A 24,274-nucleotide genomic window follows, 5' to 3' on the forward strand; every position below is an offset into this window, starting at 1 on the left:
GCTGCAAGCAAGAAAATAAGAGCAATCGCTGAGGCTGCTCAAGGTCGGCACAGCCCAGCGCGGCATGCTGTGGGAATCTTCCCATCGGGCATGCCATGACGATACTTTCCTATGACCGCTCGCGCCTGCATGCCATGCTGGTGGCGCTCGATCAGCAAGCCGAGCGTGACCTGCGGACGCCGGCTTTGTGGTGTCTGACTTGCATCGCCCAGCGCCCCATGCCAGCATGGTTGCCGCCGATTTCGCCCATGGCCATGCGCTCGCCGTCACCGCCATGCTGCACAGCGTGAGCCTCGGTTTACGCCATGGCAGCATGCGGCGGCAAGCCATACTCGGCGCCGCCATGCACAATGCGCGGCTCGGCCCCAAGGTCGCCATGTGGCTAGCGCGCAATGAACTGGCGCTGGCCAGGCATCCGTCCTTGCAGGCGCGAACGGCGGCTATCGAGACGGCGCCTGCCTTGCTGGCGCGCACCGCGCCGGCCACTGCCGTCAAAGGCGTGGTGGCAAACGCAAGCAAGGTCGCGCGCGACATGGAAATCCTGCGCTTCTACGCGGCCCAGGGCAACCGTGAAGCCTACTGGAACTATCTGGCCGCCGGCGGCGACCGTTATGCGCGGCTGGCGCTGGGTGTCGTGCGCAATGACACCATCAGCGGCGTCATTGCCAGCGGTTATGCACAGGTGCGGGCAGATCAGCTTGGGAGAGTGATGAGCACAACGATCTGCCGCAGCGCGTGCGGCACGATGTGATCACGGTGTTTTATGAAAAGGACTTGTATTTATACCCATCGCGCAAACGGATAGAAACGCAGGTTGTCTGCGACCCGGATTTTTTTCCCGATCCCGGTACGGAAAGAGCGAACGCGTTGAAGAAGCGCGTAAGTTGGTCATTAATCCCCGCTGCTCGCACGATATTTTCCTGCACGGCTTGAGGAATTCTCATATCGACATCGGCTACTTTCGCAGCCATCTGCATGAATGGCAAGCCATCGAGCAGGCTGTGGTCGCGTTGCCGGATTCATTGAATCAAGAGCCGCAGAAGGCCTTGTCGCTGGCGCGGCAGCGCGATGCTCGGCTTGAAAGCGGGATGGGACGATAAACGCAAAAACGCCACCCGAAGGTGGCGTTTTTGAACGTATTACGAATTCTTGGTGGCCCGGGGCGGAATCGAACCACCGACACAAGGATTTTCAATCCTCTGCTCTACCGACTGAGCTACCAGGCCAAGGTGGCGAATTATAGCAGACCAAAACGGGAATGCAAGAGCCGGCTGCGACTTTTCCCGGATTTCCTGCATGGGCATCAGCTTACTTGCCTGTGGATCAAATATGATTTGATGTAAACGGTATTTTCCTCAATAAACGATGGCGCATGGCGTGGCCATCGAAATCTGTTTGAGAGGACTGCCGCATGAGCGCCACCACCAATCACACCTCCACCTCGACCTGGATGAAGATCCTCCCATGCCGCTGCAGCGTTTCCGCTTCGGCTGCCGCACGGGGCGCGATGGCCTGATCGCGGAGCTGCACGCCATGCGTGCGGCCGGCGTGCGGCATATCGGCCTGCAGTTGCGGCAGAACCGCCGCCCGCTGACAGAGACCTTGCAGGAGATCGCGGCATATGTGCTGCCGCATTTCACGCAGAAGGAGAGAGTCCATCCGTCTGAGCGCTTGTGTAGCGCATGATGTTGCCGGATAATCAAGCACTCAACGCCGCTCGTGAACCCGAAGTTCATGCGCGGCGCTTTTTCATGGCGGAACCGGCGGGGAGTGGCGATTGAAAGTGATACAGACGGTGAAATGGCGGCTGGCGGTCCTGTCCGTGCTCGTCCTGCACATGGCCGCCGCGCAGGCAGGCGAGGGCGATGTGCTCGCGCTGGCGCGGCTGTGGAGCGAGGCGCGCGCCACGCATCCGGCCCTGGCCGATGGCGCCATCGACTGGGACCGCGCGCTGGTCGCTGCCTTGCCGCAGCTGCAGGGCATGGATAGCGAGGCCAGCTTGCTCGGCGCCGCCCGCACGCTGATGGCGCCGTTACATGACGCTGCGTTGCGCATTGGCTTGCCAAGCCAGGAGTTCGTGCGTTGGTTGGCCGACGGTGCCGTGCTGGAATGGCTGCCCGGCGATACCGCGCTGCTGCATCTGCACCCGGGCATGCGTCTTGATACCGCGCCGTTCGTACTGCCGGCACGTGCCAGGCGGGTGATTCTGGACCTGCGCCCGATCGCTGAAGTTCCGTCCATGCCGTCGCCAGTCAGGTTGCACGCGGTGCTGGCCCAGTTGATCGGCCAGCCGCTGTTGCTGCCGGCGGGACGCTACCGCTTTTCCACGGGGCCACGGCCGCAAGATCCGCAGGACTGGGAAGGCATCGCGCCCGGTTTCATACAGATGGAAACGCAGCGCCTGTACCCGTCGGCCGGTGCGCGTGCCCTGCCCATGGTGGCGATCGTGAACGATACGCAGCCCGTGCCAGGCGCCTTGCTGGCGTTGCAGCGTGCGGGGCGCGCGCGCATCGTGGCCGAGGAAGGGGCCTGGCGCAGCCGCGCCGGCCCGCTGCAAATACAGTGGCTGGGCGTAGGCCTGCCGGTGGAGTTTTCCGCGGGCCAGCAGGTCTGGCCAGACGGCAGCGTGGCGCTCTGGCATGCTGACCGGACCTTGCCGGAGGACCGGGCCACAGGCCAGGGCAGCGCGCCCGTGAAGGCGGCGCTGGCGCTGCTGGCACGCCCGGCCCGCGCAGTGGCGCCTGTGGCGCAAGCGGCCATCTACCCCGTGCGGCAGGATGATGCCGCGTATCGCGACATGCGTTTTCCGCAGCGCGAATGGCGCATGCTGGCGGCGATCAAGCTGTGGGCAACCATGGATAAGTACTTCCCCGCCCGCCGTCTGATGGACGCTTCCTGGGACGAGGCCCTGCGGGTCTGCCTGCGTCGCATGGAGGGAGTGCAGGATGCCCGAGAATATGGCCTGGCGCTGCAGGCGATGGCGGTGCATCTTGATGACAGTCATGTAGGCACGGCTAGCCGGGCGCTGGGCTGGAACGAGCGTACGCATGGTCTGGGTGTGCAGCTTGCGCGCATCGACGCACAGATCGTGGTGGCCGGCGTGACCGACCCCGCGCTGGAGCGCACGGGCCTGCTGCATGCGGGAGATGAGATCATCAGTATCGATGGCGAAGACGTGGCCGTGCGCCTTGCGCGCTTGCGCACCATGACGGCCGCCTCGACGGATGCGGGGCACTGGCGCAAGGCAATGTATGAGATGTTGATCGTCCCGGCCGGAAGCGAGGTGCAACTGCTGCTCTCCGGCGGCGATGGGGCGCGGCGCACAGTGACACTCGAGCCAACGCCGCTGGGCGATGCGCTGCCCTTGCGCCATGCCTTGCCTGCCGTGCGGCTGGAGCAGGGCATCGCCTATGTCGACCTGGATCGACTGCTGCCCGAAGAAGTCGACGCCATGTTTGACACCATCGAGGATAGCCGCGCGCTGATTCTCGACATGCGCGGCTATCCGCATGCGACAGGACGCGCCATCGCCAGGCGCCTGAATGTCAATCATGCCGCCTTCTTTTCCACCTCGTACCAGCAGCTGGCAATGCCGCTGGAAGCGGGCCATGGCGCGCAACTGGCGTATGTGGACCCTCTCTTTCCGGCGCGAGGGCCGCTGTACCGGGGCAAGGTCGTCATGCTGATCAACGAGCAAACGCAAAGCGCGGCCGAACACCTGGCGTTGATGCTGGAGGCGGCCACGCCTGTCACCTTCATCGGTACGCCCAGCGCGGGGTCGAATGGCGACTTGCGCGAAGTAGTGCTTCCTGGAAATGTTCATGTCTGGTATTCGGGCCTGGAGGTGCGCCATGCGGATGGGCGCCAGCTGCAAAGAGTGGGCGTGCAGCCGCATATCCTGGCCGCGCCCTCGGTGGCCGGCTTGCGTGCCGGGCGCGATGAAGTGCTGGAACGGGCGCAGGCATTTCTACGCCAGGATCAAGAATAGTCAAAATCTTTGGCTTCCCCCCGTTTTCTCTGGCGCGCAAGCATGCTGAAACGGGGGCGGCAAACGCTATAATGACCGCATGAACAGTCCCTCTTCCCCCACCATGCGGCGCTTCATGCACAGCCACAGCGACGTTTGCATCGTCGGCAACGGCGCCATCGCGAAAACCACGGCGCTGGCGTTTGCCCAGGCAGGACAAAGCGTCACCCTGTTATCCCCGGTGAGCCCTCCGGCACCCGCGGTCAAGCCGGTCGAAGCCAGCTGGGATGTGCGCGTGTATGCGCTCAACCACACGGCGCACCAGTTGCTGTCGTCGCTGAAGGTGTGGGGCGCGCTCGAAGCCGACAGGGTGGCGCCAGTCGACGCCATGCTGGTCAACGGCGACGGCGCGCAGGCGGGCGGACTCGGTTTCGACGCCTACGGCGCCCATGTGGGCACCCTGGCGTGGATCATCGAAGACCGCAACCTGGGCCAGGCGCTGGACGCGGCCCTGAAGTTCGCGCAGAACGTCAATGTGGTGCAGGGGCGCGCCAGCCGCCTGGAATGGACGAATGACTCGGCCATCGTGCACCTCGACGGCGGCGACACCATCACCTGCGCGCTGGTGGTGGGTGCCGACGGTGCCCAGTCATGGGTGAGGGGCCAGTGCGATATCGGCCTCGATTACCGTTCGTATGGCCAGCGCGGCGTGGTCAGCAACTTCGCCTGCGAAAAACCGCACCATGGCGCGGCCCACCAATGGTTTACCGGCAGCGAAGGTATCGTCGCGCTGCTGCCGCTGCCGGGCGAGCGCGTCTCGCTGGTCTGGTCGGCGCCCGATGCGCTGGCCGATACCTTGATGAGCGAATCGGCCGACGCCCTGGCCGCGCGCCTGGCCGCGTATGGCCACGATAAACTGGGCAAGCTGACGCCTTTGCAGCCGGAACTGGTGCGCGCGTTTCCCCTGACCCTGATGCGCCCGCACGCCATGGTGGCGCCGCGCGTGGCCCTGGTGGGCGACGCCGCCCACGTGGTGCACCCGATGGCGGGCCACGGCATGAATCTGGGCTTTGCCGACGTGGCGCAGCTTGTCAGGACGATCAGCGAACGCGAAGCGCACCGCGGCATCGGCGACGAACGCGTGCTGGCCCGCTATGCGCGCGCGCGCAAGGAAGACGTGCTGCTGATGCAGCTGGCGACCGATGGCCTGGCGCGTTTGTTCGGCGCCGATCTCGAGCCGTTGCGCGTGGTTCGCAATTTGGGATTAAACTTGCTGGATAAATTACCTGCCCTGAAGCGCAAAATGATTTCGCACGCGTTGGGAAATCAGTAAATATCAGTGCATCTTAAGATATCACTGGATAATGGCAGCAGTGAAAATTCAAGGTCGCCGCAGCTGGTCTGCGGCGCTCGTTTTGTTAAAAAGATAATGGCCTGGGCTGCGTAGCCACTCTTGCCGGGCGTTTCAAGTGGAGAAGTGACAGTGATGAAAATGAGCAGAATCGCATTAGTGCTGGCCTCGGGCCTGATGATGTCGTGCGCCGGCGCGGAAACGCCGACGGAAGCGAACATCAAAAAGCTGATCGAGCCGCGCCTGGGCGACGGCGCCAAGGTCGATTCGGTCAAGGAAACGCCGTACGGCGGCCTGTATGAAGTGCGCACGGGCGGCGACATCCTGTACACGGACAAGGCCGCGCAGTATCTGTTCGTCGGCCACGTCTTCGACGCCAAGACGTCGCAAGACCTGACCAAGGTGCGCCTGGACGAGGTCAACCGCATCAAGTTTTCCGACCTGCCGCTCGATTCGGCCATGAAAACCGTCAAGGGCAACGGCAAGCGCGTGATCGCCGTGTTCGAAGATCCGAACTGCGGCTATTGCAAGCGCTTCCGCCAGAATGCGCTGAAGGAAATCGACAACGTCACCGTGTACACCTTCATGTACAACATCCTGTCGCCCGATTCCATCGTCAAGTCGCGCAATGTCTGGTGCGCCCCAGACCGCAACAAGGCCTGGGACGACTGGATGCTGAACGGTAAGGTGCCCGCCACGGTCGCCGCCAATTGCGCCAACCCGCACGAAAAAATCCTCGCGCTGGGACAGCAGTTGCGCGTCTCGGGCACGCCCGCCATCTTCTTTGCCGACGGCAGCCGCATTCCGGGCGCCATCGATACGAAGACCCTGGAACAGAAACTCTCGACCATCAAGTAATCCGGGCTGTCGCCAGGAAGGCTGGACGGCGCGCCCTTGCAAGGCGCGCTTTTTTTTTGCTTTTTTTTCCGCTGTCGTATGATCAGGTGTTGTTTGTAGACTCAATAACAATTCAAAGGGGGAGCAGCAGATGATTACATTGAATATCAACGGGCACGACACGCAGGTCGACGCCGATCCATCCACGCCCATCCTGTGGGCGCTGCGCGACAACCTGAACATGACCGGCACCAAGTTCGGTTGCGGCGCGGCCCTGTGCGGCGCCTGCACGGTGCACCTCGATGGCCAGCCTATCCGTTCGTGCATCACGCCGATTTCCTCGGTCGGGGCGCAAAAGATCACCACCATCGAAGCGATGGAAAACGACCAGGTGGGCAAGGCGGTGCAGGCGGCATGGGTACGCCACGACGTGCCGCAATGCGGCTACTGTCAAAGCGGCCAGGTGATGAGCGCCACGGCGCTGCTGCGCACGAACAAGGCGCCCAGCGATGCCGACATCGACGGCGCCATGAGCGGCAATATCTGCCGCTGCGGCACCTATCAACGTATCCGCGCGGCCATCAAGGACGCGGCCAAGACCCTGGCCTGAGGAGAACGACATGCGTATCGAATGGTTGAATCAGGAAGCATTGCAGCATGGCGGCGTGACCCTGGGCGCGGCGCTGGCATCGTCGGCGGAGCCGGATGCGGGCGGCGTGTCGCGGCGCGGTTTCATGAAGGCCGGCGCGGTGGCCGGCGGTGGCTTGATGCTGGGCTTTTTCCTGCCGGGCGCCGGCAAGCTGGCGCTGGCGGCCGATGGCGCTCCCGCCAAGCCCGTGTATGCGCCGAACGCCTTTTTGCACATCGCCCCCGATAACGCGGTGACGGTGCAAGTGAACCGGCTGGAGTTCGGCCAGGGCGTGCAAACGAGCTTGCCCATGCTGATCGCCGAGGAACTCGACGCCGACTGGAGCCTGGTGCACGGCGCACTGGCGCCGGCCGGCGAGCAGTACAAGGATGCCGCCTACGGCATGCAGATGACGGGTGGCTCGGGCAGCATCGCCCATTCGTTTACGCAGTACCGCGAAATCGGCGCCAAGGCGCGCGCCATGCTGGTGGGCGCCGCTGCAGCACAGTGGAAAGTCAATCCCGACCAGGTGCGCGCCGCGAAAGGCGTGCTGTATGGCCCCGGCGGGCAAAAGGCGACGTATGGCGAGTTTGCCGACGCGGCCATGCGCCAACCCGTGCCCGCCACCGTCAAGCTGAAGGAGCCGCGCGATTTTGCCATCATCGGCAAACCCGTGAAGCGGCTCGACGCGGCAGCCAAGTCCACCGGCAAGCAGCAGTTCGGCATCGACTTCAAGCCGCCTGGCGCGAAAGTGGCCATGGTGGCGCGCCCGCCCGTGTTTGGCGCGAAGGTGGCGAAATTCGACGCCAGCAAGGCGAAAGCCATCAAGGGCGTGCTGGAAGTACTGGAAGTCAAAACCGACCGTGGCGGCAGCGGCGTGGCCGTCATCGCCGACGGTTACTGGCCGGCCAAGCAGGGGCGCGATGCGCTGGTGATCGAGTGGGACAGCAGCGCCGTGGAAAAGGTCAGCAGCGACCAGCAAATGGCGGCCTTCAAGGCGCTGGCCAGGACGCCTGGCACCGTCGCCAAGCCTGCCGACATGGGCAAGCTGGCCTCGGCGCCGAAAAAGATCGAAGCCGTCTACGAGTTCCCCTACCTGGCGCACGCGCCGATGGAACCGCTCAATTGCGTCGTTGACCTGCAGGCCGACAAATGCACGATGTGGGTCGGTTCGCAATTCCAGACGGGCGACCAGGCGGCCATCGCCGCCACCTCGGGCCTGAAACCCGAGCAGGTGACCCTGCATACGATGATGGCGGGCGGCGGCTTCGGCCGGCGCGCCGTGCCCTCGTCCGACTACGTGGTCGAAGCCGTCAACGTCGCCAAGGCGTACCGGGCGGCCGGCAAGAGCGGCCCGTTAAAGCTGATGTGGAGCCGCGAGGATGACATCAAGGGCGGCTACTACCGGCCGTCGCATGTGCACCGCGCGCAGATCGGCCTCGACGCCAAGGGCAAGATCCTCGCCTGGGACCATACCATCGTGGGCCAGTCCATCATGGCCGGCACGCCGTTCGAAGCGTTCATGGTGAAAAATGGCGTCGACGGCACGATGGTAGAGGGCATGGGCGAGCCGTACACCCTGCCGATGAAGCTGTCCGTACATACGGCCAAGGCGAACGTGCCCGTGCTGTGGTGGCGCTCCGTCGGCTCGACGCATACGGCCTTCGTCATGGAAACCCTGATCGATGAAGCGGCGCACGTGGCGAAGATGGACCCCGTCGCCTACCGCAAGCAGCTGATCGACGCCAAGCATACGCGCCACCTCGCCGCGCTGGACCTGGCCGTGGCCAAGTCCGGCTATGGCAGGAAGAAGCTGCCGAAAGGGCAGGCCTGGGGCGTGGCCATGCACGAGTCGTTCAATTCCGTGGTTGCCTACGTGGTGACGGCCTCCGTGGTGGAAGGCGCGCCCAAGCTGCACCAGGTATGGGCCGGCGTGCATTGCAACCTGGCCGTCAACCCCTTGACGATCGAGGCGCAAGTGCAGGGTGCCGCGCTGATGGCGCTGGGCATGACCATTCCCGGCGCGGCCATCACGCTCAAGGATGGCGTGGTGGAGCAACAGAACTTCGGCGACTACCCGGTGCCGCGCATGCCCGACATGCCGGTGGTCGAGGTGCACCTGGTGCCCTCCGGCGATGCGCCGACGGGCATGGGCGAACCGGGCGTGCCGCCGCTGGCGCCTGCGTTTGCCAACGCGCTGTTCGCGCTGACGGGCAAGCGCCTGCGCAAGCTGCCGTTCGACCTGGCGGCCGCATGACGGCAGCGTTTTTTTGAGTACGGTCGGCATCTTGCTGGCAGCCGGAAGGGGACGCAGGTTCGACCCTTCCGGCGTACAGAACAAATTATTGCAGCCGCTGGCCGAAGGCCCGCATGCGGGCTTGCCCGTGGTGGCGGCGGCGGCAAAAAACATGCTGGCGGCCCTGCCGCGCGTGCTGGCCGTGGTGCGCGCCGACGACACGCAGGTGGCGCGCGTGCTCGGCGCGCTGGGCTGCGAGGTGCGCGTCTGCGACGACGCGGACACGGGCATGGCCGCCTCGCTTACCTGCGCCATCGATTACGTGCGCGGCGCGCCGGGCTGGCTGATCGCGCTGGGCGACATGCCTGGCGTGGAAGCAGCTACAATCGCCGCCTTGTCGCATGCCATTGCAGATGGCGCGCACATCGCCGTGCCCGTCTTCCAGGGCCGGCGCGGCAATCCCGTCGCGTTCAGTGCCTTGCACTTGCCGCTGCTGCTGGCGCTCGATGGCGATCAGGGCGCGCGCAGCATCGTCAACAGCCATGCCGTGTGCGAAGTGACAGTGGACGACAGCGGCGTCTTGCGCGATATTGATACACCTGACGATTTGTAAGGCGGGCCAGTGGCGCTCCCGGGAAGACTAGCCAGACACGAGGAAAACATGAAGAAAGTAGCGACTAAAAAAATCATCGCCAAGGCGGGAGCCAAGGCAAGCGGCAAAGCCACAAGCAAAGCCGCAGTGAAAACCACACCGGCCGCCGGCATCATCTACAGCATCGCCGCAGCCGATTTGGCAGGCCACATGTTCAAAGTGACCTTGACAGTCAAGTCGCCGGCCGCCATCGGCCAGGTCTTGTCCTTGCCGGCCTGGATTCCCGGCAGCTACATGATCCGCGAATTCTCGCGCAATATCGTCAGTATCCGCGCCGAGTCCGAAGGCAAGGCCGTGGCGCTGTCCAAACTGGACAAGCATTCTTGGCAAGCCGCCCCGTGCAAGGGCCCGTTGACGGTCGAATACGACGTGTATGCCTGGGATTTGTCCGTGCGCGCCGCCCACCTGGACCAGAACCACGGTTTCTTCAACGGCACCAGCGTGTTCCTGCGCGTGCTGGGCCAGGAGACCGAGCCGCACGAAGTGCACATCGTGCAGCCGAAGGAGGCGGCCTGCAAGAGCTGGAAAGTAGCCACCACCTTGCCGGAACTGAAGGCCAAGCGCTATGGCTTCGGCAGCTACCAGGCGGCCAATTACGATGAGCTGATCGACCACCCTGTGGAAATGGGTGACTTTGCGCTGGCCACCTTCACCGCGTATGGCGTGCCGCACGATATCGTTGTCACGGGCACGGTGCCAAACCTGGACCTGGACCGCTTGTGCCGCGACCTGAAAGCCATTTGCGAAACGCAGATCGCCTTCTTCGAGCCGAAGACAAAAAAAGCGCCGATGGACCGCTATGTGTTCATGACCATGGCCGTCGGCGATGGTTATGGCGGCCTCGAACACCGCGCCTCGACCGCCTTGATCTGCGCCCGCGCCGACCTGCCGACGACGGCCTCGAACAGCACTGAAATCGGCGATGGCTACCTGAAATTCCTGGGGCTGTGCAGCCATGAGTACTTCCACACCTGGAACGTCAAGCGTATCAAGCCGGCCGCCTTTGCGCCGTACAACCTGCAAGTGGAAAACTACTCGCCGCTGCTGTGGTTGTTTGAGGGCTTCACCAGCTATTACGATGACCTGATGCTGGTGCGCGCGGGCCTGATCGACGAAGCGGCCTACTTCAAATTGCTGGGCAAGACCGTCAACAGCGTCTTGCGCGGCAGCGGCCGCACCAAGCAAAGCGTGGCCGATTCCAGTTTCGACGCCTGGGGCAAGTACTATCGCCAGGATGAAAACGCGCCGAACGCCATCGTCAGCTATTACACCAAGGGTTCGCTGATCGCGCTGGCCTTCGACCTGACCTTGCGCTCCAAGACCAACGGCGAGAAATCGCTGGACGACGTGATGCAGGCATTGTGGCAGAGCTATGGCCGCGATTTCTACAAGGGCAAAGCGCGCGGCGTGACGCCGGCCGAAGTCGAGGCCCTGTTCGATGAGGTCTCCGGCACGCGCATGAAGCCATTTTTCGAGCGCTACATCCGAGGCACCGACGACGTGCCGCTGGAGCGTCTGCTGGCCCCATTCGGCGTGAAGTACAGCGACCAGCGCAAAGCGGAAAAACCGAGCCTGGACGTGAACCTGGGCCGCGACGGCAACGACGCCAGGCTGGCGCAGGTGCATCAGGGCGGCGCCGCGCATCTGGCTGGCCTGTCGGCGGGCGACGTACTGGTGGCCGTCGATGGCTTGCGCGTGACGGGCAATCCGGCAAACCTGGACACTCTGCTGGGCCGATACCCCGTTGGGGCCAAGGTAGCGATCCACGCCTTCCGCCGCGATGAGCTGATGACGTTTACGGCCGTGCTGCAGGGTGACCGCGTGCCTGGCGTCAGCCTGGCCTTGTCGCCGACGCCAAAGAAAGCCACGGGGCCGAAGCGTCCTAGCGCGGCATAGCGTTGTTTTTCGGGCCGTAAGACTGGAAACCGGCCGTGACAGGCCGGTTTTCTATTTCAAAGTACATTTTTCACAAGTGACTCACCTGACCCGGGCGCTCGCGTTTTGGGATCCCGCCTTGCCAGCCAATACTGGCAAAGTGGCATCATATTTACCGCAAATGAACTAATTTTTCTTTAACTAAACTAAAATTGCCAAACTGCCTCTTTTAGATCGCGCCCAACGTGCAAACCCTCGATCCTCGAACGATTATGCTGATGACGACCCTGATGTGCGGGGCGATGAGCATCGTCATGTTCTCGGTATATCGCAGTTTCCGGCGCGAGGTGCATGGCCTGGGGCATTGGGCGGCCGGCTTGCTGTTGCTGGTGTGTGCGTCACTGCTGTTCGGCACCCGCGAAGTGCTGCCCCAGGCCTTGTCCCTGATCGCGGCCAATGCGGTGCTGGTGGCCGGCATTGGATTGTCGATGCTGGGCACGGAGAAATTCTACGGCCTGGCGCCCAGCCGCCGCGCTTATCTGCTGATACTCGTCCTGTCCATTGCCGGCAGTAGCTGGTGGCTGCTGGTGCACCCCGATTTCTCGGCACGCGTGGCGGTCTTTTCGCTGCTGGTCTTCCTGTTTTATGCGCGCCAGGTGCAACTGGTATGGCGTCATGGCGAACGCCATTTTTCGAGTTTTTTCTTTGGCGCGCTGATGCTGATGCAGGCCGCCGTGGTGCTGGCGCGTGGCGTGTCCGCCTTGCTGCATGGCGGCGCCAGCGTGAGCCTGACGGTGACCGGTACGCCGGCCGGCATCTATCTGGCGGTCGCCAATTTCATGGCACTGCTGCTGACGGTGGGTTTCATGACGGTGGCGACGCGGCGCCTGCAGCAGATACTGGAGCGCCGCTCGACCCACGATCCACTGACGCAGGTGTTGAACCGGCGGGGCTTTGGCGATGCCTACGCGCGCGAAATAGGCAATCTGCGCCGCCGCCGCTTGCCGCTGACACTGCTCAGCATCGACCTCGATTACTTCAAATCGATCAATGACCGCTACGGTCATGCGGTGGGCGACCGGGTGCTGGCGCATGTGGCCACCATCATTGGCGGCGCCCTGCGCGAATCGGATTGCGTGGCGCGTTTCGGCGGCGAGGAATTCGTCGTGCTGATGCCGGACATGCCGGCGCATAATGCACTGGGCGTGGCTGAACGCATCCGCACCTTGCTGCGCGAGCCCAGTCATGCGGGGCTGCCATCGTGTACGGTCAGCATCGGCGTCGCTTGTCAGGCATCGGTACTGGAAGGGCTGGAGCAGCTGCTGTCGCGCGCCGATGCAGCTCTGTACCTGGCCAAAGAGCGGGGACGCGACCGTATCGAATTCGATGCCAGCGGCTTTACTGCGGACCGGACAATGTCCGCAGCTGGAAGCGGTACTGGTCGTTGAACAGGAAGGTTTCGGAAAAATCGAAAGTTTTGGCGTGGCTGCGCATCAGGTGTGCCGCCGGCGGAAAGAGGACCTGCACGCGCCGCACGGCGGCCAGCGCCGCGGCTGATGCTTCGCTGTCGCGCGAACGGTGCACGCGCACGCTTTTCAGCTCGCCGTCGGGACCCACGCTCAGGTCAAGCACCACGATGGCCGGCAGCATGGGCGGCAGGCGCCCATTGAACGTGTATTCTGCGTTGGCGGCCATGATCTGCTGCGCTACCAGGGATTTGTAGTCATCGATGCTGGCGGCGAGCTGTATCGCGGCCGGCGTGCCAGGGGGCGTGCGCTCCACTGGCGAGGGCGCGCGGCTCACGGGCGGTGGCGCATTCTGGCAGGCTGCCAGCAGGCCGGCGGCGGCAACGATGATAATTGCGTGTCTCATGGCTGCCAGCCTACCATGATTTAGCTGAACAGGCGTTCCAGCTCCACGCCTGGATCTGGCGCGCGCATGAATGCTTCACCCACCAGGAAGCCGTGCACGTCAGCGTCGCGCATGCGCTTGACGTGCGCCGTATTGAGGATGCCCGATTCCGTGATGATCAATTTGTCTTGCGGGATGCGCGGCAGCAGGCCGATGGTGGTGTCGAGCGAGGTGTCGAAGGTGCGCAGATTGCGGTTATTGATACCGATCAGCGCGCTCTTGAGTTTCAAGGCCGCGTCGAGTTCTGCGCCGTCGTGGCTTTCGATCAGCACTCCCATGCCCAGTTCGTGGGCGCACGCCTCCATCTCGGCCATCAAGCCATGGTCGAGCGCAGCGACGATCAGGAGGATGCAGTCGGCGCCCATGGCACGCGCTTCATAGATCTGGTACATGTCGACCATGAAGTCCTTGCGCAGCACGGGGATGGCGCAGGCGGCGCGCGCCTGCTGCAGGTATTCCACGCACCCCTGGAAAAACTGTTCGTCCGTCAGCACGGACAGGCAAGCCGCGCCATGCGCCGCATAGCTGGCGGCGATGTCGGCGGGGCGGAAGTCGGCGCGGATCACGCCTTTCGATGGCGACGCTTTTTTTACTTCGGCGATGATGCCGGGTTTGCCGGCGGCGATGTGCTGGCGCAGGCTTGCTTCAAAGCCGCGCAAGTCGGCGCGCAGGGCGCTGTCACCCTCCACGTCGCTGCGCAGGCTGGCCAGGCTGCGGTGGGCTTTCGCTCTGGCCACTTCTTCGGCTTTCACGGCGAGGATTTTATCGAGTATGTCGGACATGATGGTCGCTGTTCTATAGAGAAGGGGAGATTACGCTTGCGCCGGGGTGCCCAGCTGCTGCGTCACCTGTACGAATTGGTCGAGTTTCGCCAGCGCGGCGCCCGAGCTGACGGCGGCGCGCGCGCGCGCCAGGCCATCCTCGATCGAGCTGGCCACGCCGGCCGCGTACAGCGCCGTGCCCGCATTCAGGGCGACGATGTCGGCGGCGGCGCCGGGTTCGCCGCGCAGCGCTTCCATCATCTTCGCTTTCGATTCGACGGAGTCGGCCACCTTCAGGTTGCGGCTGGCGATCATCGACATGCCGAAATCTTCGGGATGGATTTCATATTCGCGGATTTCGCCGTTGATCAATTCACCGACCATGGTGGCCGCGCCCAGCGAGACTTCATCCATATTGTCGCGGCCATACACGACGATGGCATGCTGCGCGCCCAGGCGTTGCAGCACGCGCACCTGGATGCCGACCAGGTCGGCGTGGAATACGCCCATCAGAATGTTCGGCGCGCCGGCCGGATTGGTCAGCGGGCCGAGGATATTGAAGATCGTGCGCACGCCGAGTTCCTTGCGCACGGGCGCCGCATGTTTCATGGCCGCGTGGTGGTTGGGCGCGTACATGAAGCCGATGCCCGTTTGCGCGATCGACTGGGCGATCTGCTCGGGCTGCAGGTTGATGTTGACGCCCAGCGAGTCGAGCACGTCGGCGCTGCCGGACGAAGACGAGACGCTGCGCCCGCCGTGCTTGGCCACGCGCGCGCCCGCTGCCGCCGCCACGAACATCGAGGCGGTGGAAATATTGAAAGTGTGCGCGCCGTCGCCGCCCGTGCCGACGATGTCGAGCAGGTTGGTGGTGTCGGCCATGGGCACCTTGGTGGAAAACTCGCGCATCACTTGCGCGGCGGCGGCGATTTCGCCGATGGTTTCCTTTTTCACGCGCAAGCCCATGGTGAGGGCTGCGATCATGGTGGGCGACATTTCGCCGGACATGATCTGGCGGAACAGGTACAGCATTTCGTCGTGAAAGATTTCGCGGTGTTCGATGCAGCGCAGCAGGGCTTCTTGTGGGGTGATCGGCATGATGCTTCCTTCTTCAATGATGGCGCAGGAGGACACTGACGGCACGCCGTGGCGTGCGCATGGGATCAGCGCTCGAGGAAATTCTTCAGCAGCGCGTGGCCGTGTTCCGAGAGGATCGATTCGGGGTGGAACTGCACCCCCTCGATATCGTATTCCCGGTGGCGCACGCCCATGATTTCGCCGTCGTCCGTCCACGCCGTCACTTCCAGACAGGAAGGCAGCGAGGCGCGTTCGATCGCCAAAGAGTGGTAGCGGATCACTGTGAAGGGGCTGGGGATGTCCTTGAAGACGCCCACGCCCGTATGCGCGATGAGGGAAGTTTTGCCATGCATGACCTGCTTGGCGCGGATGACCTTGCCGCCAAACGCATCGCCGATGGCCTGGTGGCCCAGGCATACGCCCAGTATCGGCTTCTTGCCGGCGAAGTGTTTCAGTACTTCCACCGAAATGCCCGCCTGTGCCGGCGCTTTCGGACCGGGCGAGATGCAGATGCGGTCAGGGTTCAGCGCCTCGATCTGTTCGATCGTGATCTCATCGTTGCGGTAGACCCGCACGTCTTCGCCCAACTCGCCGAAATACTGCACGATGTTGTAGGTGAAGGAGTCGTAGTTGTCGATCATTAGCAGCATCTTAAAACCCTCCATCCAGGCCATCTTGCACTTGTTCGGCGGCGCGCAGCACGGCGCGCGCCTTGTTTTCCGTTTCCTGCCATTCCATTTCGGGGATGGAGTCGGCCACGATGCCGGCCGCGGCCTGCACGTACAGCATGCCGTCCTTGACCACGCCCGTACGGATGGCGATCGCCACATCCATTTCGCCGCCAAACGACAGGTAGCCGCAGGCGCCGCCGTAGATGCCGCGCTTGGTGATTTCCAGTTCGTCGATCACTTCCATGGCGCGCACTTTCGGCGCGCCCGTCAGGGTACCGGCGGGGAAGGTCGCGCGCAGCACGTCCAGGTTCGACAGGCCGTCCTTCAAGGTGCCTTCCACGTTCGAGACGATGTGCTGCACATGCGAATACTTTTCGATGACCATGCGGTCGGTGACTTGCACGCTGCCCGTTTCCGCGATACGGCCGATGTCATTGCGGGCCAGGTCGATCAGCATCACGTGCTCGGCGATCTCTTTCGGGTCGGCCAGCAGTTCGGCCGACAGCTCGGCGTCGCGCTCTGGCGTGGCGCCGCGCGGACGCGTGCCGGCGATCGGACGCAAGGTGACTTTCTTGCCGCCATCGGCCGTCGTTTCGTTGCGCACCAAAATCTCGGGCGAGGCGCCGATGATCTGCATGTCGCCGAAATTATAGAAGTACATATACGGCGATGGATTGAGCGAACGCAAGGCGCGGTACAGGGTCAGCGGCGAATCGACATACGGTTTGCGGATGCGCTGGCCGATCTGCACCTGCATCAGGTCGCCCGCCATCACGTATTCGTGGGCCTTGGCGACCGCTTTCAGGTAGTCTTCCTTGGAAAAATCGCGGATGGTTTCCGTGCGCACGGAAGCGCTGGTGACGGGCGCATCGACACCGCGGCGCAGCATCATGCGCAAGTCCTTCAGGCGCTGCTGCGCTTTCGAAAACGATTCGGGCTGCGCCGTGTCGGCGTAGACGATCAGGTACAGCTTGCCGGACAGGTTGTCGATGACGGCCAGTTCTTCCGTCACCATCAGCTGGATGTCGGGCAGGTTCAAGTCATCCTTCGGCGCGCCGCCGGCCAGCTTTTTCTCGATGTGGCGCACGGTGTCGTAGCCGAAGTAGCCGGCCAGGCCGCCGCAGAAGCGTGGCATGCCGGGGCGCAGGGCGACCTTGAAGCGCGACTGGAACTGTTCGATGAAGTCGAGCGGATTGCCTTCGTGCTCTTCGATCACGCTGCCGTTCTTGACGATTTCGGTGCGTTTGCCGTAGCTGCGCAACACGGTCGTGGCGGGCAAGCCGATGAAGGAGTAGCGGCCGAAGCGTTCGCCGCCGACGACGGATTCGAGCAGGAAGGTGTTCTTGCCGCCGTGTTGAGCCTGCGCCAGTTTCAGGTACAGGGTGAGCGGGGTTTCCAGGTCGGCGAACGCTTCCGCGATCAGGGGGATGCGGTTGTAGCCTTGCTGGGCCAGCGATTTGAATTCGAGTTCGGTCATGTGTCTCTCCATGCCGCCAGGGTGCGAGTGTGCATAGTGCACAAACCCTGCGGTGGGTTATCAAAAAACTTGCCGGTACATGGAACTTGCGCAAGAGGCGCAAAGGACGCGTGTGCAGCCGGCAGCAATCGTAACGGCTCGGCCCTTAGGCCTGCCAGGATTGCCAGCGTCGCCAAAGCCAGGCCTCAATCGAGCCGGTTTGGGTGACATTGTGTTTTTTGATGAGAAACGTGTTCACGATATGGTGTTGGGTTTGGTCAGTATGCCGGTTAATTTTGCATGCTAATAAAACGTGCTGCTTCGAGCAGTGTCTTTACTATACCATCGGAATCGGTATCGTGTATAGAGTGTCCGTGATTGTAGCCATATGGTACCGTCAATACGGGGCAAGCCGCAGCCCTGGCCGCTTGCGCGTCATTCGATGAGTCGCCGATGGCCACCACTCTGGCGGGGGGCAGGTCGAAGTCCGCGCACACTTGCAGCAGCGGCATGGGGTGCGGTTTTTTCTTCGGCAGCGAATCGCCGCCGTAGACGATCTCGAAATAGCCATCGAGTTTTTTCTGCTGCAGCAGGGGCAGGGCGAAGGCGATCGGCTTGTTGGTGACGCAGGCCAGGCGCAAGCCCGCCGCCTGCATCGCCGCCAGCCCCGCTTCCACGTCCGGGTACAGGGTGCTGAACTGGCCATTGACGGCCAGGTAATGGCGCTGGTAAGCCTCCATTGCCGCGTCAAAACGCTGTTCCACGCCGGCCGCGTCGAAGTCGAGCGCCAGCACGGTGCGGATCAGGTTTTCCGAGCCCTTGCCCACCATCAGCTTGATGGCATCGGCGCTGATGGGCGCCAGGTCGAACTCGGCGCGCATGCCGTTGATGGCGACATGAAAATCGGGCACGGTGTCGAGCATCGTGCCATCGAGGTCGATGATGGCGGCGCGTACGCCGGCCAGTACGTGGTCTTTCACCGTGCCCGCCTGCATCAGGCGCCCGCTACTTTGGCCAATTCTGCGCGCATGGCGTCGATGACGGCCTTGTAGTCCGGCTTGCCGAAGATGGCCGAGCCGGCGACAAAGGTGTCGGCGCCGGCAGCGGCGGCGGCGGCGATGTTGTCGATCTTGATGCCGCCGTCGACTTCTAGCATGATGTCACGGCCCGATTCGTCGATCATGCGGCGCGCTTCGGCGATTTTCTTCAGCGCCTGCGGAATGAAGGACTGGCCGCCAAAGCCTGGGTTGACCGACATGATCAGGATGATGTCGATCTTGTCCATCACGTGTTCCAGGTAGTGCAGCGGCGTGCCCGGGTTGAATACCAGGCCCGATTTGCAGCCATTGTCGCGGATCAGTTGCAAGGAACGGTCGACGTGATCGGACGCTTCGGGGTGGAAGGTGATGATGTTCGCGCCAGCCTTGGCGAAATCCGGGATAATGCGATCGACGGGCTTGACCATCAGATGCACATCGATGGGCACTTGCACGTGCGGGCGGATCGCTTCGCACACCAGCGGTCCGATGGTCAGGTTCGGCACATAATGGTTGTCCATCACGTCGAAGTGGATGATGTCGGCGCCGGCGGTAACGACGTTGCGCACTTCCTCGCCCAGGCGGGCAAAGTCGGCTGACAGGATGCTGGGAGCGATACGGAATGTTGTCATGGTGGCTAAAGGCTCAGAGTAGAAAATGCGAAGATGCGCTATTTTACGCTTGACGCCGTTACCATGCTTTATTGAAACACAGAATATGCGCCGCGCAGTGGCCGCTGAGCCACGCGCGACATTCATGATTACTGAAGGGATGACGATGTCGACTTATGAATTTACGGTAACGGTCAAGACGCAGTACTTGCCCGAGCAATCGGCACCCGAGCAGGGCCGCCATGTATTCAGCTACACGATTCGCGTGGTTAACAGCGGCACCGTCGGCGCGCAACTGATTTCGCGTCACTGGGTCATCACGGACGCCAATAACAAGGTGGAAGAGGTGCGCGGCTTGGGCGCGGTCGGTCACCAGCCGCTGCTGCAGCCGGGCGAACAGTTTGAATATACGAGCGGCACCATGCTGGCCACGCCGCAAGGCTCGATGCGGGGCGAATACTTCTGCGTGGCCGAGGATGGTCACCAGTTCGAAGCGCTTATCCCGGAATTCGTGCTGTCACTGCCGCGTACCCTGCATTAAGAAGCGTCAGGCTTGCGGGCCATCGTCTATCATTTCAGCTTTTCCGCGGCATCTTTTTCGTCGCTTACTTGTTTCCGTGCCGGTGGCGCGGGCTTCTTGCCCGAATACATGGTCCACCAGACGATAAATACCAGCAAGAAGAAGGCCACCAGCGCTTCAATCATCAAGATCCACATACGCATCCCTATGTTATTTACACGCAGCTTATTCACGCGCCGCTTATTTACACGCGGTAGTCTACTCGTTTCAATCGGCGCCGTCGCGCTTGTTCTTTCCGCCTGTACCACGCCGCCTGCGCCGCCCGCTGCCAGCGGCAAGGCGCCGCCCATCGCGCCGACCGTCGTCAAGCCTGTGCCGGCCAAACCCGCCGATGCCAAGGATGCCACGGATGTGGCGGCGCCCACCTTCGTGCCTGCCAAGTTTGCCGCCTTGCCCGGCTGGGCGCGCGACGACATGCGCGCCGCCTGGCCAGCCTTCATGGCCTCGTGCGGCGTGCTGGTGAAACGCCCTGACTGGAAGGAGTCATGCACGATCGCGCGCCAGGTGAATGCGGACAGCGACAAGGCCATCCGTCTGTTTTTTGAAACCTTCTTTGTGCCAAATCAAGTGCTGGCCGCCGACGGCGCCAGCACCGGCCTCGTCACCGGATATTATGAACCGCTGCTGCACGGCGCGCGCAAGCGCGGTGGCCCATACCAGACACCGCTGTACAAGGTGCCTGACGACTTGGTCTCGGTGGACTTGTCCGGCGTGTATCCGGAACTGAAAAACATGCGCTTGCGGGGCAAACTGGTCGGCAAGAAGGTGATACCGTACGCAACCCGCGCCGACATCGAGCGCGCCACCGCCGTCACGGGCAAGGAATTGCTGTGGGTGGATGACGAAGTCGAGGCGTTCTTCCTGCAAGTGCAGGGTTCCGGGCGCGTGCAGCTGACCGATACGCAGGAAACCGTGCGCGTGGCGTATGCGGATCAAAACGGCCATCCGTACAAATCCATCGGCCGCTATCTGGTCGACAAGGGCGAGCTGACCCTGAGCCAGGCGTCCGCGCAGGGCATCAAGGCGTGGATTGCCGGCCATCCCACGCGCAAGGATGAATTGTTCAACGCCAACCCGAGCTATGTGTTCTTCAAGGAAGAGCGCCTGCCCGATCCGAAAGTGGGGCCGAAGGGCGCACTGGGCGTGCCGCTGACGCCGCAGCGCTCGGTGGCCATCGATTCGCGCTTCCTGCCGCTCGGTGCGCCCGTATTCCTGTCCACCACGCAAGCCAATAGCGAGATTCCCATGCAGCGCCTGGTGATGGCGCAGGATACAGGCGGCGCCATTCGCGGCCCTATCCGTGTCGATTACTTCTTTGGTTTTGGCGCGGAAGCGGCCGAGAATGCGGGCCGCATGAAACAGAGCGGCGCCGTGTGGGTGTTGTTGCCGAAGCAGGCGCCGGCGCGCTGAGTTTTTCGCGGCGCCGGGCTGGGATTGCGCTAACGCAAGGTTAGCGCAGGACCATCACTGGAAGATGGGTATGCGCCAGCACTTTTTGCGTTTCGCTGCCCACGAACAGCTTGTTCAAGCCTTTGCGGCCATGCGAGGCCATCAGGATAATGTCGCAATGGTAAGTCTGTGCCGCGTTGACGATTTCTTCGTGCGGGCTGGGCGAGACGGCCACCACGCCTTCGAAGGGCACGCCGACGGCGCGGGCCGTCTCGCCGATCTTGTCGATGGCGCGCTGCGAGGCTTCCTGCATCTGTTGTTCGTACAGGCTGGCGTCGAGCACGATGCCGCCGTCCGCCATCGGCGAAAACGGGAAGGGCTGCACCACGCTGATGGCGACCAGCTTGGCCTTGTTCAGTTGGGCGAAGGCGAGGGCGGTCTCGGCGGCTTTGTCGGACAACGGCGAACCGTCGGTGGGAAATAAGATGGTGTTAAACATGGCGTACTCCTCAAGTGATGTAAGACAGCTTATGGAGTTACATCAATTAAAACCTTGATGTAAATCAAACCTACCGGGCTTTGGCAGAAATAGTGTCGCCAAAGCAATCTTTCGCCAGTGTATGCCTGTTCCCCGCCTCAGGTGCGCACGCTACGCAGCGCCGTGCTCCACACCATGGCGACCGTCAACGCAATGCTGCCGGCCGCGATGCAGGCCAGGCCATTGCGCACGCCAAAGTGTTCCGCTACCCAGCCGGCGGCCAGCGCGCCCAGCGGCGCCGTCGCCACCGTCAGGAAGCGCATGGTCGACGTCATCCTGCCCAGCATGGCATCGGGTGTGACTTTCTGGCGCAAGCCCAGGTAGGGAATAAAGAACAGCATCACGCCGCAATCGAAAAAGAACATCAATATGGCATAGGCCACGGCGCTGGCGGCCGCGCTGCCGAACAAGGCGGCGGGGATGGTGGGCGTCAGGGCAAAGCAGAGCGAGGTCGAAGCCAGGCCGATCAGGATGGTGCGGCCGGCGCCATAGCGTTTCGTCAATGGCTTGACGATGAAGGCGCTCAGCAGCACGCCGGCGCCGCCCAGCATCTGCGTCATGCCCAGCACGCCCGGACTCATGCCCAGGTCGCGCGTGGCGAACAGCACCGTCAAGGCCATGCTGGCGTAAAACAGGAAGTGCCAGATTCCGGCGCCCCATGCCAATGCGCGCAGCAGCGGCTCGCGCCACACGAACAGCAAGCCGTCGGCAATGTCGCGCAGGGCGTGCTTGTCGGACGGCGCAGGCCGCGGGTCGCGCACGCTCATGGCGCGCAAATTGAAGACGGAAATTAAGTATCCGCAGGCCGTGCACAGGATGGCGACGGGAGCCGACAGCATTTGCACGAGCACGCCGGCCAGGCCTGGGCCGATCAGGCGCGAAGCCGATTCGGTGGCGGCAAATTTCGACTGCGCATCGATCAAGCCATCGCGCCCCACGAGGAAGGTCAGAAACACCTGTTCGGCGCCGCCACCGACGACGAAGCCTGTGCCGATGACGAATCCCACTATATATAACCAGGGCATCGACAGCACGCCGCACCAGTAGGCCACGGCCACGCTGGCCAGGGCCAGGCCCGACATGCTTTCGCTGAACAGCATGATAGGGAGCTTGCTGCGCCGGTCCAGCAGCACGCCGACGGGCAAGCCGAACAGGGCGAACGGCAGCGCCTGCAGAGCGACCAGCAGGCCCATCTGTTCCGGCGTCGCATGCAGCAGCAGTACCGCGCACAGGGGCAGGGCCAGCGAAGTGATCTGGGCGCCGAAGCAATTGAGGCCATTGCTGAACCACAGGCGGCGAAAATTGACGCTGGCGGCGCTGCCGTCGCCGCGCAGGTAATCGGCGCAGTACTGGAAGATGGAGGAGAAAATATCTTGCTCGATATGAAAATGATCAGGCTCACAATAATAGCAGTGCACCTGCCGCGCCGCTGCCGTTAGCCGCTACAATCGTTGCACCGTTCATCGAGAGGAGACACTATGCAATACGAAGACCTGATCATCGACATCCAGGATAAAGTGGCACTGATACGCCTGAACCGCCCCAAGGCCCTGAACGCCTTGAACGACAACATGATGAATGAGCTGGGCCACGCCTTACTCAAATTCGATGCCGACGAGAATATCGGCTGCATCGTGCTCACGGGCAGTGAAAAAGCATTTGCCGCCGGCGCCGATATCGCCGCCATGGCCGATTACACCTACCCGGACACCTTTACCCAGGGTTACATCAGCCGCAATTGGGAGCATATCTTGCGCGTGCGCAAACCGGTGGTGGGCGCGGTGGCTGGCTATGCGCTCGGTGGCGGTTGTGAACTGGCCATGATGTGCGATTTCCTGATCGCCGCCGACAGCGCCAAATTCGGCCAGCCGGAAATCAAGGTCGGCGTCACGCCGGGCGCGGGCGGCACGCAGCGTTTGCCGCGCGCCATCGGCAAGGCCAAGGCCATGGATTTGCTGCTGACGGCGCGCACCATCGACGCCGCCGAGGCTGAGCGCATCGGCCTGGTGTCGCGCGTCGTGCCGGCCGATAAGCTGCTGGAAGAAGCCCTGGCCGCCGCCAAGACCATCGCCGCCATGCCGACCTCGGTAGCCATGATGATCAAGGATTGCGTCAACCGCGCGTTTGAAACGACCTTGACCGATGGTGTCGCCTACGAGCGCCGCTTGTTCCAGGCCGCCTTCGGTACGCCTGCACAAAAAGAAGGCATGCACGCTTTCCTGGAAAAGCGCTTGCCAAACTTCGACGGTCTTTGATATGATTCGCCTCCCCGATGAGACGCACTAGTTTGCGGCACAAAAGGGACAGCCTTCAGGGGCTGGGTAGTAAAAAAGAAGGTTGACGAAATGGCCGAAACGCTTCATACTCTTCCTTCTTCGCAGCTGACAAACACAACGCTTTGTCGATAGCGCGAAAGCAGTACCGAATACAGTTCTTTAACAATTAACAGTCGATAAGTGTGGACATTTGATGCAAGTGCAGCGCCGATCTTTGGATTGGCGTCATACTTAAAATATCAAATGTTCACAAGAAATAATGAAATAGGATACTTCTTCGGAAGTAGCCTGTCAGTTTTTTGAGTGAGCAAATCTTTTGCAATGCAAAAGATTTGGATGGTAGTGATACTGTCCGACCTGTCAGAAATGACATTAAACAGAGATTAAACTGAAGAGTTTGATCCTGGCTCAGATTGAACGCTGG

Annotated in this window: 23 protein-coding genes, 1 tRNA gene and 1 pseudogene; 14 read left to right on the top strand and 11 right to left on the bottom strand. The window is 62.5% G+C overall.

The window, feature by feature from the left end; translation table 11 throughout:
* Positions 1-199: 199 nt before the first annotated feature.
* Together CBW50_RS29750 and CBW50_RS11085 are read left to right on the top strand one after the other, a co-directional pair.
* Positions 200-751: a hypothetical protein gene (locus CBW50_RS29750; protein ID WP_216356344.1), complete on the top strand. Its 552-nt coding sequence runs from the start codon at positions 200-202 to the stop codon at positions 749-751.
* A gap of 133 nt (positions 752-884) precedes the next feature.
* On the top strand, positions 885-1,100 hold the full coding sequence (locus tag CBW50_RS11085; protein WP_086145589.1) for a hypothetical protein: 216 nt from the start codon (positions 885-887) through the stop codon (positions 1,098-1,100).
* A gap of 50 nt (positions 1,101-1,150) precedes the next feature.
* Here the strand turns inward: CBW50_RS11085 and CBW50_RS11090 are convergent.
* A tRNA-Phe gene (locus CBW50_RS11090) sits at positions 1,151-1,226 on the bottom strand.
* A gap of 187 nt (positions 1,227-1,413) precedes the next feature.
* Between CBW50_RS11090 and CBW50_RS11095 the strand changes: the two are divergent.
* The 9 genes and pseudogenes from CBW50_RS11095 to CBW50_RS11135 form a co-directional block, all read left to right on the top strand.
* Positions 1,414-1,686, top strand: a pseudogene (locus tag CBW50_RS11095) (LLM class flavin-dependent oxidoreductase); the annotation flags it as partial.
* A gap of 97 nt (positions 1,687-1,783) precedes the next feature.
* Positions 1,784-3,988: a S41 family peptidase gene (locus CBW50_RS11100; RefSeq protein WP_253251926.1), complete on the top strand. Its 2,205-nt coding sequence runs from the start codon at positions 1,784-1,786 to the stop codon at positions 3,986-3,988.
* Between the two features lie 79 nt (positions 3,989-4,067).
* Positions 4,068-5,300 carry an FAD-dependent monooxygenase gene (locus tag CBW50_RS11105; RefSeq protein WP_172404734.1) on the top strand — a complete coding sequence of 411 codons (1,233 nt, stop codon included), beginning with the start codon at positions 4,068-4,070 and terminating at the stop codon, positions 5,298-5,300.
* Between the two features lie 153 nt (positions 5,301-5,453).
* Positions 5,454-6,176, top strand: a complete 723-nt coding sequence (locus tag CBW50_RS11110; RefSeq protein ID WP_086145593.1) for a DsbC family protein — start codon at positions 5,454-5,456, stop codon at positions 6,174-6,176.
* A 130-nt stretch (positions 6,177-6,306) separates the two neighbouring features.
* Positions 6,307-6,765: a (2Fe-2S)-binding protein gene (locus CBW50_RS11115; RefSeq protein WP_086145594.1), complete on the top strand. Its 459-nt coding sequence runs from the start codon at positions 6,307-6,309 to the stop codon at positions 6,763-6,765.
* 10 nt (positions 6,766-6,775) lie between these two features.
* The gene (locus CBW50_RS11120) at positions 6,776-9,040 is read left to right on the top strand and encodes a xanthine dehydrogenase family protein molybdopterin-binding subunit (protein ID WP_086145595.1); all 2,265 of its coding nucleotides are present in this window, start codon (positions 6,776-6,778) and stop codon (positions 9,038-9,040) included.
* A gap of 13 nt (positions 9,041-9,053) precedes the next feature.
* On the top strand, positions 9,054-9,632 hold the full coding sequence (locus CBW50_RS11125; RefSeq protein ID WP_086145596.1) for an NTP transferase domain-containing protein: 579 nt from the start codon (positions 9,054-9,056) through the stop codon (positions 9,630-9,632).
* A 48-nt stretch (positions 9,633-9,680) separates the two neighbouring features.
* Positions 9,681-11,567, top strand: coding sequence for a M61 family metallopeptidase (locus CBW50_RS11130; RefSeq protein ID WP_226936318.1), 1,887 nt, complete (start codon positions 9,681-9,683; stop codon positions 11,565-11,567).
* A 251-nt stretch (positions 11,568-11,818) separates the two neighbouring features.
* Positions 11,819-12,994 (top strand): GGDEF domain-containing protein, encoded by a 1,176-nt coding sequence (locus CBW50_RS11135; RefSeq protein ID WP_086145597.1) that lies wholly within the window; start codon positions 11,819-11,821, stop codon positions 12,992-12,994.
* Here the strand turns inward: CBW50_RS11135 and CBW50_RS11140 are convergent.
* From CBW50_RS11140 to rpe, 7 genes are all read right to left on the bottom strand, one after another.
* On the bottom strand, positions 12,945-13,418 hold the full coding sequence (locus tag CBW50_RS11140) for a hypothetical protein (RefSeq protein WP_086145598.1): 474 nt from the start codon (positions 13,416-13,418) through the stop codon (positions 12,945-12,947). The genes CBW50_RS11135 and CBW50_RS11140 overlap by 50 nt on opposite strands.
* Before the next feature lie 20 nt (positions 13,419-13,438).
* Positions 13,439-14,239 (bottom strand): indole-3-glycerol phosphate synthase TrpC, encoded by an 801-nt coding sequence (gene trpC, locus CBW50_RS11145; RefSeq protein ID WP_086145599.1) that lies wholly within the window; start codon positions 14,237-14,239, stop codon positions 13,439-13,441.
* 30 nt (positions 14,240-14,269) lie between these two features.
* A complete protein-coding gene (gene trpD / locus CBW50_RS11150; protein WP_086145600.1) occupies positions 14,270-15,313 on the bottom strand; it encodes an anthranilate phosphoribosyltransferase in 1,044 nt (347 codons plus the stop codon).
* 65 nt (positions 15,314-15,378) lie between these two features.
* Positions 15,379-15,942: an aminodeoxychorismate/anthranilate synthase component II gene (locus CBW50_RS11155; RefSeq protein WP_086145601.1), complete on the bottom strand. Its 564-nt coding sequence runs from the start codon at positions 15,940-15,942 to the stop codon at positions 15,379-15,381.
* Between the two features lies 1 nt (position 15,943).
* Entirely contained in the window at positions 15,944-17,440 is a 1,497-nt protein-coding gene (gene trpE, locus CBW50_RS11160) for an anthranilate synthase component I (RefSeq protein ID WP_086145602.1), read from the bottom strand.
* Between the two features lie 269 nt (positions 17,441-17,709).
* Complete coding sequence (locus CBW50_RS11165) at positions 17,710-18,414, bottom strand: phosphoglycolate phosphatase (protein WP_086145603.1); 705 nt, start codon at positions 18,412-18,414, stop codon at positions 17,710-17,712.
* Entirely contained in the window at positions 18,414-19,088 is a 675-nt protein-coding gene (rpe, locus tag CBW50_RS11170; protein WP_086145604.1) for a ribulose-phosphate 3-epimerase, read from the bottom strand. The genes CBW50_RS11165 and rpe overlap by 1 nt, the downstream gene beginning before the upstream one ends.
* A 145-nt stretch (positions 19,089-19,233) precedes the next feature.
* Between rpe and apaG the strand changes: the two genes are divergently transcribed.
* Positions 19,234-19,608: a Co2+/Mg2+ efflux protein ApaG gene (gene apaG / locus CBW50_RS11175; protein ID WP_086145620.1), complete on the top strand. Its 375-nt coding sequence runs from the start codon at positions 19,234-19,236 to the stop codon at positions 19,606-19,608.
* Between the two features lie 29 nt (positions 19,609-19,637).
* On the opposite strand, the gene CBW50_RS29340 is transcribed toward apaG, so the two are convergent.
* Positions 19,638-19,955, bottom strand: coding sequence for a hypothetical protein (locus CBW50_RS29340; protein WP_172404731.1), 318 nt, complete (start codon positions 19,953-19,955; stop codon positions 19,638-19,640).
* 106 nt (positions 19,956-20,061) lie between these two features.
* Between CBW50_RS29340 and CBW50_RS11180 the strand changes: the two genes are divergently transcribed.
* A complete protein-coding gene (locus CBW50_RS11180) occupies positions 20,062-21,057 on the top strand; it encodes a murein transglycosylase A (RefSeq protein WP_226936341.1) in 996 nt (331 codons plus the stop codon).
* A gap of 40 nt (positions 21,058-21,097) precedes the next feature.
* Here CBW50_RS11180 and CBW50_RS11185 read toward each other — a convergent pair whose 3' ends face one another.
* On the bottom strand, positions 21,098-21,535 hold the full coding sequence (locus tag CBW50_RS11185) for a universal stress protein (protein WP_086145605.1): 438 nt from the start codon (positions 21,533-21,535) through the stop codon (positions 21,098-21,100).
* Between the two features lie 137 nt (positions 21,536-21,672).
* Positions 21,673-22,992, bottom strand: coding sequence for an MFS transporter (locus CBW50_RS11190; RefSeq protein WP_253251925.1), 1,320 nt, complete (start codon positions 22,990-22,992; stop codon positions 21,673-21,675).
* 60 nt (positions 22,993-23,052) lie between these two features.
* Between CBW50_RS11190 and CBW50_RS11195 the strand changes: the two genes are divergently transcribed.
* Positions 23,053-23,829 carry an enoyl-CoA hydratase gene (locus CBW50_RS11195; protein WP_086145606.1) on the top strand — a complete coding sequence of 259 codons (777 nt, stop codon included), beginning with the start codon at positions 23,053-23,055 and terminating at the stop codon, positions 23,827-23,829.
* Positions 23,830-24,274 lie beyond the last annotated feature (445 nt).

Source organism: Janthinobacterium sp. GW458P (genome assembly GCF_002127585.1).
In the GTDB taxonomy this organism is placed as follows: domain Bacteria; phylum Pseudomonadota; class Gammaproteobacteria; order Burkholderiales; family Burkholderiaceae_D; genus Janthinobacterium.

Bases quoted from the DNA above. Each gene is read 5' to 3' on its own strand.
- CBW50_RS11195 (WP_086145606.1), top strand. From the start codon at position 23,053: ATGCAATACGAAGACCTGATCATCGACATCCAGGATAAAGTGGCACTG.
- CBW50_RS11140 (WP_086145598.1), bottom strand. From the start codon at position 13,418: ATGAGACACGCAATTATCATCGTTGCCGCCGCCGGCCTGCTGGCAGCC.
- rpe (WP_086145604.1), bottom strand. From the start codon at position 19,088: ATGACAACATTCCGTATCGCTCCCAGCATCCTGTCAGCCGACTTTGCC.
- CBW50_RS11185 (WP_086145605.1), bottom strand. From the start codon at position 21,535: ATGTTTAACACCATCTTATTTCCCACCGACGGTTCGCCGTTGTCCGAC.
- CBW50_RS11115 (WP_086145594.1), top strand. From the start codon at position 6,307: ATGATTACATTGAATATCAACGGGCACGACACGCAGGTCGACGCCGAT.
- CBW50_RS11105 (WP_172404734.1), top strand. From the start codon at position 4,068: ATGAACAGTCCCTCTTCCCCCACCATGCGGCGCTTCATGCACAGCCAC.
- trpE (WP_086145602.1), bottom strand. From the start codon at position 17,440: ATGACCGAACTCGAATTCAAATCGCTGGCCCAGCAAGGCTACAACCGC.
- CBW50_RS11120 (WP_086145595.1), top strand. From the start codon at position 6,776: ATGCGTATCGAATGGTTGAATCAGGAAGCATTGCAGCATGGCGGCGTG.
- apaG (WP_086145620.1), top strand. From the start codon at position 19,234: ATGTCGACTTATGAATTTACGGTAACGGTCAAGACGCAGTACTTGCCC.
- CBW50_RS11180 (WP_226936341.1), top strand. From the start codon at position 20,062: ATGCGCGCCGCCTGGCCAGCCTTCATGGCCTCGTGCGGCGTGCTGGTG.
- trpC (WP_086145599.1), bottom strand. From the start codon at position 14,239: ATGTCCGACATACTCGATAAAATCCTCGCCGTGAAAGCCGAAGAAGTG.
- CBW50_RS11155 (WP_086145601.1), bottom strand. From the start codon at position 15,942: ATGCTGCTAATGATCGACAACTACGACTCCTTCACCTACAACATCGTG.
- CBW50_RS11110 (WP_086145593.1), top strand. From the start codon at position 5,454: ATGAAAATGAGCAGAATCGCATTAGTGCTGGCCTCGGGCCTGATGATG.
- CBW50_RS11130 (WP_226936318.1), top strand. From the start codon at position 9,681: ATGAAGAAAGTAGCGACTAAAAAAATCATCGCCAAGGCGGGAGCCAAG.
- CBW50_RS11135 (WP_086145597.1), top strand. From the start codon at position 11,819: ATGCTGATGACGACCCTGATGTGCGGGGCGATGAGCATCGTCATGTTC.
- trpD (WP_086145600.1), bottom strand. From the start codon at position 15,313: ATGCCGATCACCCCACAAGAAGCCCTGCTGCGCTGCATCGAACACCGC.
- CBW50_RS11165 (WP_086145603.1), bottom strand. From the start codon at position 18,414: ATGCAGGCGGGCACGGTGAAAGACCACGTACTGGCCGGCGTACGCGCC.